We start from the raw sequence: 15,813 nt of genomic DNA, 5'->3' as shown, positions 1-15,813 counted from the left end.
CCCGTGCGGAACAGAGAGGACGGCGCCACCGTGGCGAACGGCGAGAGCACCGAGGACAAACTCCGCTACTTCCTGAAGAAGGTGACGGCCGACCTCCGCCAGAGCCGCGCACGGCTGGCGGAGCTGGAGTCCGTCGAGGGCGAGCCGATCGCCGTCGTCGGCATGTCATGCCGGTACCCGGGCGGCGTCGAGTCGGCGGACGGACTGTGGCAACTGGTCCTGGAGGGCCGGGACACGACGACCCCCTTCCCGGCCGACCGGGGCTGGGACCTCGAATCGCTGTACGACCCGGACCCGGACGTGCCGGGGACGACGTACAACCGCGAGGGCGGCTTCCTCGACGAGGCCGGTCACTTCGACGCCGGTTTCTTCGACATCGCCCCGCGCGAGGCCCTCGCCATGGATCCGCAGCAGCGGCTGCTCCTGGAGACCGCGTGGGAGGCGTTCGAGCACGCCGGCATCGACCCGACGACGCTACGGGGCAGCCGTACGGGCGTGTTCATGGGCACCGGCCAGCAGGACTACTCCGCGCTCGTGCGGCGCACCCCCGAGCTGGAGGGCTATCTGATCGGCGGCCTCGCCGCGAGCGTCCTGTCGGGACGGCTGTCGTACTTCTTCGGTCTTGAGGGCCCGGCGCTCACCGTCGACACGGCGTGCTCGGCGTCGCTGGCCGCCCTGCACGTGGCCGTTCAGTCGTTGCGGCGCGGCGAGAGCGAACTGGCCCTGGCCGGCGGGGCGACCGTGATGGCCGGGCCCGGCATGTTCACCGCGACGGCCCGCCAGCGCGGCGTGGCACCCGACGGCCGCTGCAAGGCCTTCGCCGCCGCCGCGGACGGTACGGGCTTCAGCGAGGGCGCCGGTGTCCTCGTACTGGAACGTCTGTCGGACGCGCGACGGAACGGGCACCGGGTCCTGGCCGTCGTACGCGGCAGCGCCGTCAACCAGGACGGCGCCTCCAACGGCCTGACCGCCCCCAGCGGGCCTTCCCAGCAGCGCGTCATCCAGCAGGCCCTCACCGACGCACGCCTCACCTCCGCCGACGTGGACACGGTGGAGGCGCACGGCACCGGCACCACGCTCGGTGACCCGATCGAGGCGCAGGCGCTGCTCGCGACGTACGGCCGGGACCGCGAAGAGCCTCTATGGCTGGGCTCGTTCAAGTCCAACGTCGGGCACACGCAGGCCGCCGCCGGTGTCGGCGGCGTCATCAAGATGATCATGGCCATGCGCCACGGCATCCTGCCCCGGACCCTCCACATCGACGCACCCACCCCGCACGTGGACTGGTCGGCGGGGAAGGTGGAGCTGCTGACCGAGCAGCGCGAGTGGCCCGACACGGGCCGGCCCCGCCGCGCCGCCGTGTCCTCCTTCGGCGTCAGCGGCACCAACGCGCATGTGGTGCTGGAGCAGGCGCCCGCCGAGACGCCGCAGGCGTCGGACGAGACCCCGGAGGGGTCGGACGAGGCCACTCCGTCCAACGCACCCCTCGCACCCCTCGCACCGGTCGTCCCACTCGCCCTCTCCGCCCGTGACACCGCCGCGCTCCGCGCGCAGGGCGAGCGCCTGGCCGCGCGCCTCGACGACCTGCCGGGCGTACGCGAGGTCGCCCACGCCCTCCTCACCCAGCGGGCCGCCCTCGACCACCGCGCGGTGGTCCTCGGCACCGACCGGGTCGAACTCCTGGCAGGACTTGAGGCGTTGGCCACCGGTGCCCCGGCTCCCGGGGTCATCACCGGGCAGGGTGCGTACGAGCGTCCGGTGTTCGTCTTCCCGGGCCAGGGCTCGCAGTGGGTCGGGATGGCAGCCGAACTTCTGAAGACGTCCGAGGTGTTCGCCCGGTCGATCGCCGACTGCGAGGCGGCCCTCGCCCCGTATGTCGACTGGTCCCTCACCGAGTTGCTGTGCGGCGAGGAGCGGATCTCCCGCTCCGATGTCGTGCAGCCCGCCCTGTTCTCGGTGATGGTCTCCCTCGCCGCCCTGTGGCGCTCCCTGGGCATCGAACCCGCCGCCGTCATCGGCCACTCCCAGGGCGAGATCGCCGCCGCCGTCGTCGCCGGGGCGCTCACCCTCAAGGACGCGGCCAGAATCGTCGCGCTGCGCAGCCAGGTCCTGCTCGCCGTCTCCGGACGGGGCGGTCTGGTCTCCCTCGCGGTGTCCGAGGAGCGGGCGGGCGAGCTGATCGCGCCCTGGGAGGGGCGGATGTCCGTCGCCGTCCTCAACGGTCCCGCCGCCACGGTCGTCGCCGGAGAGCCCCAGGACCTCGACGAACTCGTCGCCCTCTGCGAGGAGAAGGAGATCCGCGCCCGCCGCGTCGACGCCGACTACGCCTCCCACTCCCCGTACGTCGAACCGGTCAAGGACGACCTCGTCCGGGCCCTCTCGGGCGTCACGCCCCGTTCGAGCACGATCCCGTTCTACTCGACGGTCACCGGCGAACTCGCCGACACGGCCGGGCTCGACGCCGACTACTGGTACAGCAACCTCCGCCAGCCCGTCCGTCTCATCGACGCGGTCCGCACCGCGTTCGCCGAGGGCCACACGGCGTTCATCGAGTGCAGCCCCCACCCGGTTCTCACTCTCGCCCTGGAGGCCAACGCCGAGGAGTCGGAGCGCGATGTCTTCGTCACCGGCACCCTCCGCCGCGACGAGGGCGGCTGGACCCGTGTCCTCACCTCCGCCGCCCAGGCCCACACTCATGGACTGCCCGTCGACTGGACCGGGTTCACGACACCGCCCGGCCGGATCCTGGATCTGCCGGCCTATCCCTTCCAGCGCAGGCGCTACTGGGTGGACGCCCGGCCGGCGGACACCGTCCCCGCGCACCTGGGCGCCGTCCCCGCGTTCGCGTCGGCGGGCGTCAGCCAGGAATCCGAGGGCCACGCCGAGGGCACGGACCTGGCCCGCCGACTGGCCGGGCTGCCCGAGGCCGACCGGCAACAGCTGGTGCTGGACCTGGTGGTGGACGAGGCCACGGCCGTGCTGGGCCATCAGGCCCCCGTCGCGCCCGACAGCACCTTCAACGACCTCGGCTACGCCTCGATGACCGCGGTGGAGCTGCGCAACCGGCTGCGCGCCGCGACCGGCTCCCGGCTCCCGGCGTCCGTCGTCTTCGACTACCCGACGCCGCAGGCCCTCGCCGGGCATCTGCTCGACCGGCTCTCCGGCACCCGGGACCGTGCCCCCGTGGCACAAGCCGACGCGTCCGTGGACGGCGACCCGATCGCGATCGTCGCGATGGCCTGCCGCTATCCCGGAGGCGTACGGGGACCGGAGGACCTGTGGCGGCTGGTCGCGGACGGCACCGACGCGATCTCGTTCTTCCCCAAGGACCGCGGCTGGGACGTGGAGGCGGTCTACGACCCGGACCCGGAGCGCGTCGGCCACACGTACACCCGCGAGGCCGGCTTCATCGACGACGTCGACCGGTTCGACGCGGCGTTCTTCGGGATCAGTCCGCGTGAGGCCCTCGCCATGGACCCCCAGCAGCGGCTGCTCCTGGAGACCTCCTGGGAGCTGTTCGAGCACGCCGGCATCGACCCGACCACCCTGCGCGGCAGTCGTACCGGCGTCTTCGCGGGTATCAGTGGACAGGACTATCCGCAGCTGATGGCGGGGACGTCCGCGCGGCAGGGCGTCGAGGCCTTCATGATGACGGGCAGCGCGGCGAGCGTGCTGTCCGGCAGGCTCTCGTACACCTTCGGTCTGGAAGGCCCGGCGGTGACGGTGGACACCGCGTGCTCGTCGTCGCTGGTGGCGCTGCATCTGGCGGCGCAGTCGCTGCGGGCCGGCGAGTGCGAGATGGCGCTGGCCGGCGGCGCCACCGTACTGTCGACGCCCGAGGCGTTCATCGGTTTCAGCCGGACGCGCGGACTGTCCCCGGACGGCCGGTGCAAACCGTTCTCGGCCGACGCCGACGGTACGAGCTGGGGTGAGGGCATCGGTCTGGTGCTGCTGGAGCGGTTGTCGGACGCCCGGCGCAAGGGGCATCGCGTACTGGCCGTCGTCCGCGGCACCGCCACCAACCAGGACGGCGCCAGCAACGGGCTGTCCGCGCCCAACGGCCCCTCCCAGCAACGCGTCATCCGCCAAGCCCTGGCCAACGCCCGGCTCGTCCCCGCCGACGTGGACGCCGTGGAGGCGCACGGCACCGGCACCACGCTCGGCGACCCGATCGAGGCGCAGGCGTTGCTGGAGACCTACGGGCAGGACAGGCCGGCCGAGCGGCCACTGTGGGTGGGGTCGGTGAAGTCCAACATCGGGCACACGGCGGCCGCCGCCGGTGTGGCCGGTGTGATCAAGATGGTGAAGGCGATGGAGCGGGGCGCGCTGCCGCGCACGCTGCACCTCAGCGAGCCGACCCCGCACGTGGACTGGTCCGCGGGTGCCATGGAGCTGCTGTCCGAGGCGGTCCCGTGGCCGGAGACCGGGCGTCCCCGGCGCGCCGGTGTCTCGGCGTTCGGCATCAGCGGAACGAACGCGCACGTGATCCTGGAGCAGCCGCCCCAGGAGGACGGACCCCCGCGGGCCGAGGGGGCCACGACGGCGCCCGTGACTGGACCGGGCTCTGCACCGGGGCCCCTGCCGTGGCTGCTGTCGGCGCACAGCGCGGCGGCCCTGCGGGCGCAGGCGGAGCGCCTGCACGAGCACCTGTCCGCGTGGCCCGGGACAGACCTGGTGGCCGTGTCCGGCACGCTGGCCTTCACCCGTGCCGCCCTGCCACACCGCGCGGTGGTCGTCGGCGCGGACCGGGCTGACTTCGAGGCGGGTCTCGCGGCCTTGGCGTCGGGCGAGTCGGTTCCCGGCCTGGTGCGCGGTACGCCCGCCACCGGCCGCCTCGGTTTCCTGTTCCCCGGCGAGGGCAGCCAGTTCTCGGGCATGGGACGGGAGTTGTACGAGCGGTACCCGGTCTTCGCGCGGGCAGTGGACGAACTGTGCGCCGTGCTGGACCGCGAGCTCACCCCCAAGGGCGACGCGACCCGGGACGAGCCGCGCGAGGTGCTGAACCGCGAGGGAGACTCGCTCCGCCCCGGGCTGCGCGAGGTTCTGTTCGCCGAGGCCGGGTCCCCGGAGGCGGCCCTGCTGGACGAGACCGGGTACGCCCAGGCCGCGCTGTTCGCCGTCGGCGCCGCGTCCTTCTGGCTGCTCCAGTCCTGGGACGTCGTCCCGGACGTGCTGGGCGGCCACGCGGTCGGCGAGCTGACGGCTGCGTACGCGGCGGGCGTGCTGTCGGCCGAGGACGCCTGCCGACTGGTGGCGGCGCGCGGGCGGCTGATGCGGGCGGCGTCCGGCGGGAGCGGGCGGCAGCGGTCGTCGCGGGAGTCCAGCCCGGGTTTGCGGGAATCGCGCTCGGGTTGGCCCGACGGCGCCCTGGAGGAGTTCGGCCGGCTGGCGAGCGCGCTGGCCTTCCAGCCGCCACGCATCGCCCTGCTGTCGGGCGGCACGGCCGAGGAGACGGGCACGCCCGAGTCCTGGGTGAGCCGGCTGCGCGAGGAGGCCGGTGCCCGCGAGGTCGTGGGCGCGCTGCTGGACGCCGGGGTCACGACGGTGGTCGAGCCCGGCGCGGGCGGTGTGCTGACGGCGCTCGTCGAGGACGTGGCGGCCGAGCGCCCGGGCCCTGCCGTCGAGGCGGTGCCGCTGCTGCGGCGCGACCACCCGGAGCGGCACAGCGCGTTCGAGGCGCTGGCCCGGCTGCACGTCCGCGGGGCGCGGGTCGACTGGTCCGCCGTCCTGGACGTCCCGGCCGGCCCCCATGTCGACCTGCCCACGTACGCGTTCCAGAGCCGCCGTTTCTGGCCGGACGGCACGCTCCCGGCAGCGGGCTCGACAGCCGGCGGCGCGGGCGAGGAGCGGTCGCCCGACGACGCGGCGGCCCGCCTCCACGAACGTCTGGCCCCCCTCACTGGCGGCGCCCGCGAGGACGCCCTGCGCGCCCTGGTCGCCCAGCATGTCGCCACGGCCCTCGGCCACACCGACACCACTGAGGTCGACGAGGCGTTCAGCCTCCCGGAGCTGGGCATCGAGTCCGTCATGGCCGCGGAGATCCGCGGCCACCTCCAGACGGCCACCGGAGCGCAGTTGCCCTCCACGGCCCTCTTCGAGCACCCCACGCTCGACGGCTTCGCCGCCCACCTCCACACACTGCTGGTCACGGCCGCGCTGCTTCCGCCGCCCGGGAACGAGGAACCCGGTGAGTCCCCCGCCCCCACGCCCGAGGCACCCTGCCCGGAGCCCACCGGCGCGGGCGTCCTCGCCTCACTGGCCGCGCGGGCCGCGAAGGACGGCCGCTTCGCCGAGTTCACCACCTTCCTGGAGGACACCGCCCGGTTCCGGGAGACGTTCGACGCGGCGGACGTCGAGGCCGACACGGTACGGCGGCCCGCGCCGGTGCGGCTGACGCGCGGCGGTGCGGGACCCGCACTCGTGTGCTTCCCGTCGTTCGCGGGCAAGTCCGGCGCCCACCAGTACGCCCGGCTCGCCGTCGGCGCGCGCGGCGAGCGGGACGTGTGGGTGCTGCCCGCGCCCGGCTTCGTCGCGGGCGAACCTCTGCCCGCGGACCTCGACGCGCTGGTCCGGCTGCACGCCGACGACGTCGAACGGTGCACGGACGGCGCGCCCTTCGCCCTCCTCGGACACTCCGCCGGAGGCTGGCTCGCGAACGCGGTGGCCGCGGAGCTGGTGCGCCGGGGACCACGTCCGGCGGCCCTCGTCCTGCTGGACAGCTATGCGCCCGGCAGTCCCGTACTGCCGCACATCGGGGAGTACATCGGCCGCCGGATGGTCGAGTCCCCCGCCGAAGGTGCCGCCGCCCTACTGGACGACACCGTGCTGACCGCGATGGGCGGCATCGCCCGGGTCTTCGCCGGCTGGCGCCCGGCCGACCTCGATATCCCAGCCCTCCAGGTCCGGGCGACGGAGACGCTGCCGGAACCCGGGTTCCCCGAGGCCGGCTGGCAGGCGCACTGGCCCGGCCGACCCGCGCCCGTCGAGGTGGACGTGCCCGGCGACCACTTCACGATGATCACCGAGCACGCCGCGACCACGCTCGACACGGTCCGCGCCCACCTCGTGTCCCTGCCCCGGTGACCCTCACCGCCCTCCCCCTCCCCCCGGACTCCGGAAGGACGCCCCCCGATGCCCACCCGCTGGTACCCGGTCGAAGAGGCCGACGACTCGCTCCTGTCCACCGCGTCCCTCTACATGACGCGTTCCGTCGACATTCCCTACCCGGCCGAGGAGACCTGGGCGGCCCTGACCGACGACAGCGGCCCGGCGCACTGGACGAAGGGCGTGAAGCGGCTGACCTGGACCTCTCCCCGGCCGTTCGGGGTCGGCACGACCCGGGAGGTCGAGACGCTCGGCGGCTTCGTCCTGCGGGAGCGCTTCTACCGCTGGGACGAGGGACACCGCAAGACGTTCACCGTCGTCGCGAGCACCCGCAACCTGTTCCGGCACCTCGTGGAGGACTACGTCGTGGAGTCCACCCCCGACGGCTCCCGGCTCACCTGGCAGTGGGCCGGCGAGCTGAACCGCCCGTGGTCGTACCTGAAGCCCGTGCTGAAGCGGCTCGTCCTGGAGCCGACCGCCCGCTCCCACATCGACGGACTGCCGGCCCACATGGCGGCCATGGCCGCCGGCCGCTGACACCCGCCCGCGCCGCACCGACACCGAACGAAGCATCAGCAGGAGAGGACGCACATGTGTGGGATCGTCGGCTGGATCGCCTTCCAGCGTGACCTGGAGAAGGAACGCCCCACCCTCGACGCGATGACCGCCACCATGGCCTGCCGCGGCCCGGACGCCGGGGGCACCTGGGTGTCGCCGCACGCCGCCCTGGGGCATCGCCGACTGTCGGTCATCGACCTGGAGGGCGGTGTCCAGCCCATGTCGGTGGACACCCCGGAGGGCCCGGTGGTGATGACGTACAGCGGTGAGGCCTACAACTTCCGGGAGCTGCGCGACGAACTGCGGCGCCGTGGCCACGCGTTCCGCACCTCCAGTGACACCGAGGTCGTCCTGCGCGGCTATCTGGAGTGGGGCGAGGAGGTCGCCGACCATCTCCTCGGCATGTTCGCGCTGGGTATCTGGGACGGCCGTAAGGACCGCCTGATCCTGCTGCGCGACCAGCTAGGCATCAAGCCGCTGCATGTGTACGAGACCGAGGACGGCGTCCTGTTCGGCTCGGAGGCCAAGGCCGTCCTCGCCCACCCCGCCGTGGAGGCCGTGGTGGACGCGGACGGCTTCCGGGAAATGATGGGGTACGTCAAGGAACCGGGCCGGACGCCGTGGAAGGGCATACGGGAGGTCAAGCCGGGCACTATGCTGATCGTCGACCGGGGCGGGGTGCGCGAGCGGGTCTACTGGCGGCTGGAGGTCGAGGAGCATCACGACGACACGGAGACGACGGTACGCCGGGTCCGTGAGCTGCTGGAGGACAGCGTCAGCCGGCAGTTGGTCGCTGACGTACCGCTGTGTCTGCTGCTCTCAGGCGGTCTGGACTCCAGCGCCCTGACGGCCATGGCCGCCCGGAAGCTGGCCGAGGAGGGCCGGCAGGCCAGGACGTTCACGGTCGACTTCGACGACGCGGACGACTTCCGCGGGGACGAGTTCCGCAGTTCGCCGGACGCCCCGTTCGCCCGCGAGGTCGTGGATCACGTCGGCACGCTGCACAGCGACATCCGGCTGGACCACCAGAAGCTGGCCGACCCCGACGTACGCCGGGCCGTGATCGCGGCCCAGGACCTTCCGTTCGGCTTCGGCGAGGGCGACAACTCCCTGTATCTGCTGTTCAAGGCGATCCGCGAGCATTCGACGGTGGCCCTGTCCGGCGAGTCCGCCGACGAGACGTTCGGCGGCTACCCGTGGTTCCACATCCCCGCGGTGCAGCAGACCGCGATGTTCCCCTGGCTGACGGCCGCGCAGCCCGCCAGGACGTACGACCGGGAGCTGACGCTCGACACCCTGGACCTGCCCGGCTTCTGGGCGCAGCGCTGGTCCGACACGGTCGCGCGCGTGCCGTCCCTGCCCGGCGAGGACGCGCTCGAGCGCCGTATGCGCGAGTTCTGCTACGTCCATGTGACCAACTGGCTCGGCACGTTGCTGGACCGCAAGGACCGGATCAGCATGGCGGTCGGGCTGGAGGTGCGGGTTCCGATCTGCGACCACCGGCTGGTGCAGTACGTCTTCAACACGCCGTGGTCGATGAAGACGTTCGACGGCCGGGAGAAGAGCCTGCTGCGTGCCGCCGTGCGCGACACGCTGCCGGCCTCGGTGGCGGACCGGGTCAAGGCGAGTTTCCCGCTGACCCAGGAGCTGAGCTACCTCGGAGAGGTCCAGCGCCAGGCCGGTCAGCTGATGTCGGACGACCACCGCGCGGTGGAGTTCTTCGACCGGGCGGTGCTCGCCGAGGCCGTGCGCGGGAAGCCGGAGGCCATGACACGTGACGGCCGGGACGCGATCGAGCGTGTCCTCGACCTGGCCGTCTGGTTCGACCTCTACCGCCCCACCATCAAGCTTTCCTGACCCCGCGTCACCGAGCCCGTCGAGGGGCACGCACAACCCGAAGACCGCCGACAGGGCCTGGCCCTGTCGGCGGTCTTCGGGTTGGCGGGGTCAGACGGTGGCGGCGGGGTGCAGCTCCCCGTCGGACTTGGCGAGCGCGAGCAGGCTCGTGTGGACCTCGTCGCCCAGCTCGCGCATGAACGGCCGGCTGAAGCAGGCGGTGTGGTGCGGGAACTCGATGGCGAGGCGGCCGTCGAACGTCGCGACGCAGGCCATGATCGGGCTGCGGCCGGCCTGCGGGAAGTAGTTCTCGCGGGCGGGCGCGAGCCGTACGTCGGTGACGCGTGTGCCCTCCGGGAGGCGCGGGCCGGGCACGGGCCCCATGTTGGTGACGATGACCGTGCCGAGGTGGAGTGTCGGATGGAGCGGGGTCGACGGCATGATCCGTATCTCCTGGAAGTGGTCGCCCCGGTCGAGGAAGTCCCGCAGACCGTCGCCGACTTCACGCGCCAGCTCCAATACGTCGGTTTCCTCGCCGACGGGCAGGACCTGCAGGTGCATGGTGACGGCGGCGATCATGACGGCGGCGGACACCGGCGGCGACAGACGCGAGCGCAGATCGACCGGTGACAGGCAGCCCAGGAGGCGCGGGTCCGGGCCGTCCAGGCGCCGGCGGGCGGCGAGCAGCACGGCGGCGCTGATCAGACTGTGCACGGACACACCTTCCGCGCGGGCCCGCTCGCGCAGCCGGGCGGTCTGATCGGTGTCGAGCAGCAGCCGCCGGACCTCGATGCGGTGGGGCTCCCCGGGCACCTCCTCCGTCGACTTCACGTCGTACGGGACGAGTTCGGCCGGGTGGCGGCCGACCTTCTCCACCCGCCGTTCCAGGTACTTCGCCGTGTCGGCCGCGTCCGAGTGGGGTAGCAGCGCGCTGATGGGTTCGGGGAATTCGGCCACGGGCGGGAGCGGGGCCGAGACGCCGCCGATGAGCTCCCGGTAGCGGTCCCAGACCGTGTTGAGCAGGGCGACCGCACTGTGTCCGTCGGCGATGACGTGGTCGATGCTCAGGAACAGGGTGTGCCGCTCCTCGTCGGGGTCGGTCACGAGGACCGCCCGGGTCAACGGACCGCCCACCGTCAACGGGGTGTTGAGCTCCTCCCCGTGCACCTCCTCGCCGCCGGCGCGCACCCGCAGCCGGGGCCGCTCGGCCTCCGGGAGGAATTCGAGGGCGTGGCCGTCGCCGTCCGGGACGATGCGCGTCCGTAGCTGCGGCTGCTCCGCCGTGACCGCCTCGAACGCCGCGGACAGGACCGCCGGGTCGACGGGACCGTGCAGGGCACAGGAGAGGATCGCCCTGCTTCGCTGGGCGACATAGATGTTTTCCACGGGACACAGCACGCGTCGCATGTGAACAAGCCTTTCTGAAGAAGCGGATGCCGGACCGGTCACCGGTCCAGCAGTGCGGCGATCGCACGCGGAGTGGGATTCCGGTACATGTCACGCGTCTGCAGGGGGGGCAGGCCCTTTTCCCGGAAGACGGCCGACAGCCGAGTGGCGAGCAGGGAGTTGCCGCCGATGCCGAAGAAGTCGTTGTCGGGCCCGACGGTGAATCCGAAGACCTCGCTCCAGGTCGAGCAGACCAGTGCGAGCAGCCCGGAGTGCTCTGCTGTTTCGGATGTGGATGCTTCGGATCCGGACACCTTGTCGGCGGGTCGGGCGTTTTCGGGCATGGCGGGCCGCGGCGCCGGGAGCTTTCCGACGTCCAGCTTTCCGTTGATCGTGCGGGGGATCTCGGACATCGGCGTCCATGTGCTGGGCAGCATGTACTGCGGCAGGACCTTGGCGGCGCGCTCCTGCACCTCCGCCGTGCCGTACGCGGTGCCCGCGCCGTCACGGAAGATCAGATAGGCGTCGAGCCGGAGTCCGCCCGCGTTGTCGGGTCCGGGGATCACCACGGCGTCGGACAGTGCCGGGTCCTCCAGCAGGACGGCCCGTACCTCGTCCGTCTCGATGCGGTAGCCGCGTATCTTGACCTGGTTGTCCAGGCGGCCCAAGTGCTCGATACGGCCGTCGGGAAGAAACCTGCCGGCGTCGCCGCTGCGATACATTCGGCCGCCGGTGACCGGGTCCTGGAGAAAGCGCTCGGCCGTGAGCTCCGGGCGGTCGAGATAGCCGAGCGCCACCCCGGCCCCGCCGACGTGGATCTCGCCCCGTACGCCCTGCGGGAGCAGTCGGCCCCCGCTGTCCCGGACGGAGACGCTCCAACCCGGCAGCGGACGGCCCACCGACCGGTCACCGTGCAGTATCTCCGCCCGTGTCACGGTCTGGGCCGTGACGTGCACCGTGGTCTCGGTGATGCCGAACATGTTGACGAACCGGCACTGCGACCAGCCGTCCGCGTCCAGGCAGGGCCTGAGGATGCGGGGGTCCAGCGCCTCTCCCCCGAAGACGAGCAGCCGCACCGACACCGCCCCGTTCGCCGGAGCCGTGCTCGTGCCTGCGCCCATGTCCGCACCGCCCGCCGCGACGGGCCGGCTGAGCCGGACCAGCTCGCTGAACGCCGACGGCGTCTGGTTCAGGACGGTCACCTTCTCCGACACCAGCAGTTCGAGGAACGACTCCGGTGACCTGGCCGAGAAGTACGGGACGAGCACCAGCCGTCCCCCGGTGAGCAGACAGCCCCAGATCTCCCACACGGAGAAGTCGAACGCGACCGAATGGAACTGCGACCACACGTCACGGGCCGAGAACGCGAAGTCCGAGCGGGTGGCCTCGACGAGCGCGGTGACGTTCCGGTGCGGAACGACCACTCCCTTGGGCTGGCCGGTGGTACCGGAGGTGTAGATGACGTAGGCCGGCTGTCCGGGGTCGGTTCGGTCGGGGCCGGTTCGGTCGGTCACGGGGGTGTTCCGTAGCGGGTCGGCGCTCAGCGCCAGGTCGGCGACGGACACCGTGCGGACCGAGGGGATGCCGGGATCCGACGCGTCCTCGGGGCCGATCACGAGGCGCAGACCGGCGTCCTTCGCCGTGTAGGCGAGCCGCTCCATGGGATAGCCGACGTCCATGGGGACGTACGCCGCTCCGCTCTTCAGAACGGCCAGGAGCACCACCACCAGATCGGTGGAGCGTTCCATGCAGACGCCGACCCGGTCCCCGTGCTGCACGCCGAGGGACCTCAGCGAGTGGGCGAAGCGGTTGGCCCTCGTGTCCAGCTGCCGGTAGGTGAGCGCCTCCCGCTTGTGGCTGACCGCCACGGCGTCCGGCTGGGCGGCGGCGACCTCCTCGAAGGCATGGTGGACACAACGGGGTTCGGTGTCGAGCGGGCCGCCGTCCGCCAGTTCCCGGATCGAGGCCTCCTCGTCGTCGGCCAGGAGCCGGAGCCGGTCCACGGGCGTCGCGGGCGGCTGTGCGAGAAGTTGCCCGAGGACCGAGGCCAGGTGCAGGCAGAACTGTTCGACCAGCTCCCGGCCGTAGCGGCTCTCGTCGAAGAGGCACACCGCTTCCTCGCCGAACCAGTGGACTACGAGGGGCGTGCCGGGCCAGGTGCCGGGGAAGTACGACGCCTCGTAGCCGAGGCCGGGGCTCTCCTCGTCGAATGCCACGGTGATCCGCGACGGCCCTCGCTCGTGGCCGCCCCGGGCCAGGTCGTCGAGCGCGGTCTGCACCCGCACGAGCAACTCACCCGTCGTACCGGCCCCCGTCAGCGTCAGCGGCACCGCCTCTTCCGCCGCGCCCAGGACCGCGGCGCTCCGGTGGCGGCGCCGCACCACGCCCACGGTCACTTCCGTACGGTCGAGGTAGCGCATCGCCGTGTACGTGACCGCGGCCAGCTGCGCGGCGCGGAGTGCCGGCGCGCCCGGCGCTGTGGGGACCGTGAACCGGTGCGCCGCACGGCGGCCGGGACCGCCACCGGCGTCGGGAGCGCCGGCGTGGGCTGCCTCCGAACCGCCCGCCCCCTCGTCAACGCCCGCCCCGTCGTCCGGCCTCGTAGCCGGAAGGTCCCACCACAGCCGTCGCGTGGAGCTGTCGGGGCCACCGGCCACGGCCCGGGCGACCGAGGTGAGGGACGCGCGGTCGAGGCACCACCGAGCCGCGGTGAAGACGAGTTGGTCGGCGTCCTCGCAGCGCAGGACCACGAGGCGCACCGGCGCCGGGCCGAACCGGGGTACCGGCCGCAGCAGTTCCCGGTGCAGGGTCCGCAGCGCCCGGGGATCGTCCGACCGATACGGCACCTTCTCCAGCCACACGGTCCCGGGTTCCTCGACGCCCTGCCGAACCGCTGAGCAGAGTGCTCGCTCATCGGGCACAGGGCACCCGGCGAGGACGTCCCGCAGTCGCTCGGCGAGGGCCTGCGGGTCCACGCGCGGACCGCCGCTCAGGACGATCGCGTGATGGTCGAGGGGTCTGGCGCGCTCGGTGGGCGGGAGTGCGTCGTACGACTCGTAGGCGGTCAGGACCGCTGACATCCGGGCTCCCTGTCTGAACTGCCGTGCCTCTGTGCGGGCTCGGTTCCGAGGTGCGGGTTCGGTGCTGCCGTGCCTACTTGGCCGTGAATCCGCCGTCCACGGTGACCACGCTGCCGGTGACCCCGCGTGAGCCGTCACCGACCAGCCACAGCACCGCTTCGGCGACGTCGCCCGCCTCGACGAGCTCGTTCGTCGGCTGGGCCTGGACGAAGATCTCCTCGTGCTCGGAGACGGACACGTCCAGGGACTTGGCTATCTCGGAGAGCATCCGTCCTTCGAGCACCGGGTCGTCCCGTACCGACCCGGGGCACACCGCGTTCACGCGTACCTTGAGCGGCGCGTAGTCCAGGGCGGCGGCGCGGGTCAGACCGATCAGCCCGTGCTTGGCGGTGACGTAGGCGGCGAAGTTGCGGTAACCGACCAGCCCCGCGGTGGAGGAGATGTTCACGATGCTGCCGGAACGCTGACGGGCCATCACCTCGCCGACCGCCCGCGTCATGCGCCAGGCGCCGAAGAGGTCGACGTCCAGCATGACGCTCCACTCGTCCTCGCCGATCTCGTGGACCGCCTTACCGGAGGGGGCGGCGATGCCGGCGTTGTTCACCACAGCGTCGACGCGTCCGAAGCGCTGGACGGCCGTAGCGACCGCGGCCTCGACCGCACGGAGATCACGGACGTCGGCCGGGCAGGACAGGACGGCGGCGCCGTGCGCACGGCACAGCTTCTCCGTGTGGGCCAGCTGGCCTTCGGTGCCGAGTGGGTACGGAACGAGGGGGAGGTCGTCGGCGACATCGACCAGCACCAGATCGGCGCCTGCGGAGGCGAGCAGTTCGGCGCAGGCACGGCCGATGCCGCGGGCGGCGCCCGTCACGATGACCGTCTTGCCGCGCAAACTCATGCCCATGCCTTGAGTTCGTCGTCGATGAGCTTGAGCAGCGGCCCCGGGTACTCGGTCAGGTACATGTGGCCGCCGGGCAGTTCCTCGAATCGGAACCCGGACCGGGTGACCGGTTCCCACTGCTGTGCCTGCTCGGCCGAGACCAGTGTGTCGTCGAGGCCGCGCAGGGATGTGAGGGGCGCGTCGAGCGGTTCGTCCGCGGTCGAGACGTACGCCTCGTGCATCTCCACGTCGGCGCGGAGTGTCGGCAGCAGAAGCTCCAGCAGCTCCGGGTCCTGCAGGGTCGGGTGGTCGTATCCGGCGAACTCACGCACCCGGGCCAGGAATTCCTCGTCCGGGAGCCCGGTGGCACCGGCCTCGCGCCTGGTCGTGGGGCCGGCCGAACCGCTGACGAAGAGGTGGGCCACCGGTATCCCCTTCACCTCGCGCAGGTGGTGTGCCATTTCGTAGGCGAGTACGGCTCCGAAACTGTGGCCGAAGAGGGCCACCGGTCCCGACGCCAGGTCCGCCTCCGCGACGAGTTCGTCGGCCAGCGACTCGACCGCGGTGAGGACGTCGGGGAAGAGCGGATCGTCAAGGCGCCTCTCCCGGCCGGGGAGTTGGACGGGACGGATCCGGGTGGCCTTCAGGTCGTAACGCTGCCACGGGGTGAAGAAGCTCGCGCCTGCTCCGGCGAAAGGGAAGCACAACAGCGGGACAGTCATGGTGGGCATGGCTCCTGTCAGTCGCCTGTACAGGCTGTCGGTCGAGGGTGGGATGTCCGCGGGCGACGGGTGGTCCGTACGACAGTCACCACGGCGACGTGCCTGCCACCACGGCGTCGTGCCTGCGGCGCGCGAGGCGAATTCACCGTGCCCAGGCGTGCTCGAGCTGCCCTGGAGCCTCCCTGGAGACGACCGGACGACCGTGCCTTCGAGGTGTCCCGGACGCCCGTGACGCTCGCACAACCCG

Annotated in this window: 7 protein-coding genes; 3 read left to right on the top strand and 4 right to left on the bottom strand. The window is 72.3% G+C overall.

Going from position 1 to position 15,813, the window contains the following annotated elements; genetic code table 11:
- Positions 1–3: 3 nt before the first annotated feature.
- From G3I56_RS16085 to asnB, 3 genes are read left to right on the top strand one after another with little or no spacing between them, the layout of a single operon-like run.
- Positions 4–7,083 carry a type I polyketide synthase gene (locus tag G3I56_RS16085; RefSeq protein WP_164409646.1) on the top strand — a complete coding sequence of 2,360 codons (7,080 nt, stop codon included), beginning with the start codon at positions 4–6 and terminating at the stop codon, positions 7,081–7,083.
- Between the two features lie 48 nt (positions 7,084–7,131).
- Positions 7,132–7,641, top strand: a complete 510-nt coding sequence (locus tag G3I56_RS16080; protein ID WP_203689953.1) for an SRPBCC family protein — start codon at positions 7,132–7,134, stop codon at positions 7,639–7,641.
- Positions 7,642–7,695: 54 nt separating this feature from the next.
- Positions 7,696–9,519, top strand: a complete 1,824-nt coding sequence (gene asnB, locus G3I56_RS16075) for an asparagine synthase (glutamine-hydrolyzing) (protein ID WP_164409645.1) — start codon at positions 7,696–7,698, stop codon at positions 9,517–9,519.
- 90 nt (positions 9,520–9,609) lie between these two features.
- Here the strand turns inward: asnB and G3I56_RS16070 are convergent, their stop codons facing one another.
- From G3I56_RS16070 to G3I56_RS16055, 4 genes are all read right to left on the bottom strand, one after another.
- Positions 9,610–10,905 (bottom strand): condensation domain-containing protein, encoded by a 1,296-nt coding sequence (locus G3I56_RS16070; protein ID WP_164409644.1) that lies wholly within the window; start codon positions 10,903–10,905, stop codon positions 9,610–9,612.
- A 38-nt stretch (positions 10,906–10,943) separates the two neighbouring features.
- Positions 10,944–13,964 (bottom strand): non-ribosomal peptide synthetase, encoded by a 3,021-nt coding sequence (locus G3I56_RS16065; protein WP_164409643.1) that lies wholly within the window; start codon positions 13,962–13,964, stop codon positions 10,944–10,946.
- Positions 13,965–14,037: 73 nt separating this feature from the next.
- Positions 14,038–14,862 carry an SDR family oxidoreductase gene (locus G3I56_RS16060; protein ID WP_164409642.1) on the bottom strand — a complete coding sequence of 275 codons (825 nt, stop codon included), beginning with the start codon at positions 14,860–14,862 and terminating at the stop codon, positions 14,038–14,040.
- A complete protein-coding gene (locus tag G3I56_RS16055) occupies positions 14,859–15,566 on the bottom strand; it encodes an alpha/beta fold hydrolase (RefSeq protein WP_164409694.1) in 708 nt (235 codons plus the stop codon). Before G3I56_RS16055 ends, G3I56_RS16060 begins: the two co-directional genes overlap by 4 nt.
- Between the last annotated feature and the right edge of the window lie 247 nt (positions 15,567–15,813).

This window comes from Streptomyces sp. SID12488, assembly GCF_010548275.1.
Taxonomy (GTDB): Bacteria; Actinomycetota; Actinomycetes; order Streptomycetales; family Streptomycetaceae; genus Streptomyces.
This window is presented reverse-complemented; position numbering and strand designations above follow the sequence as displayed.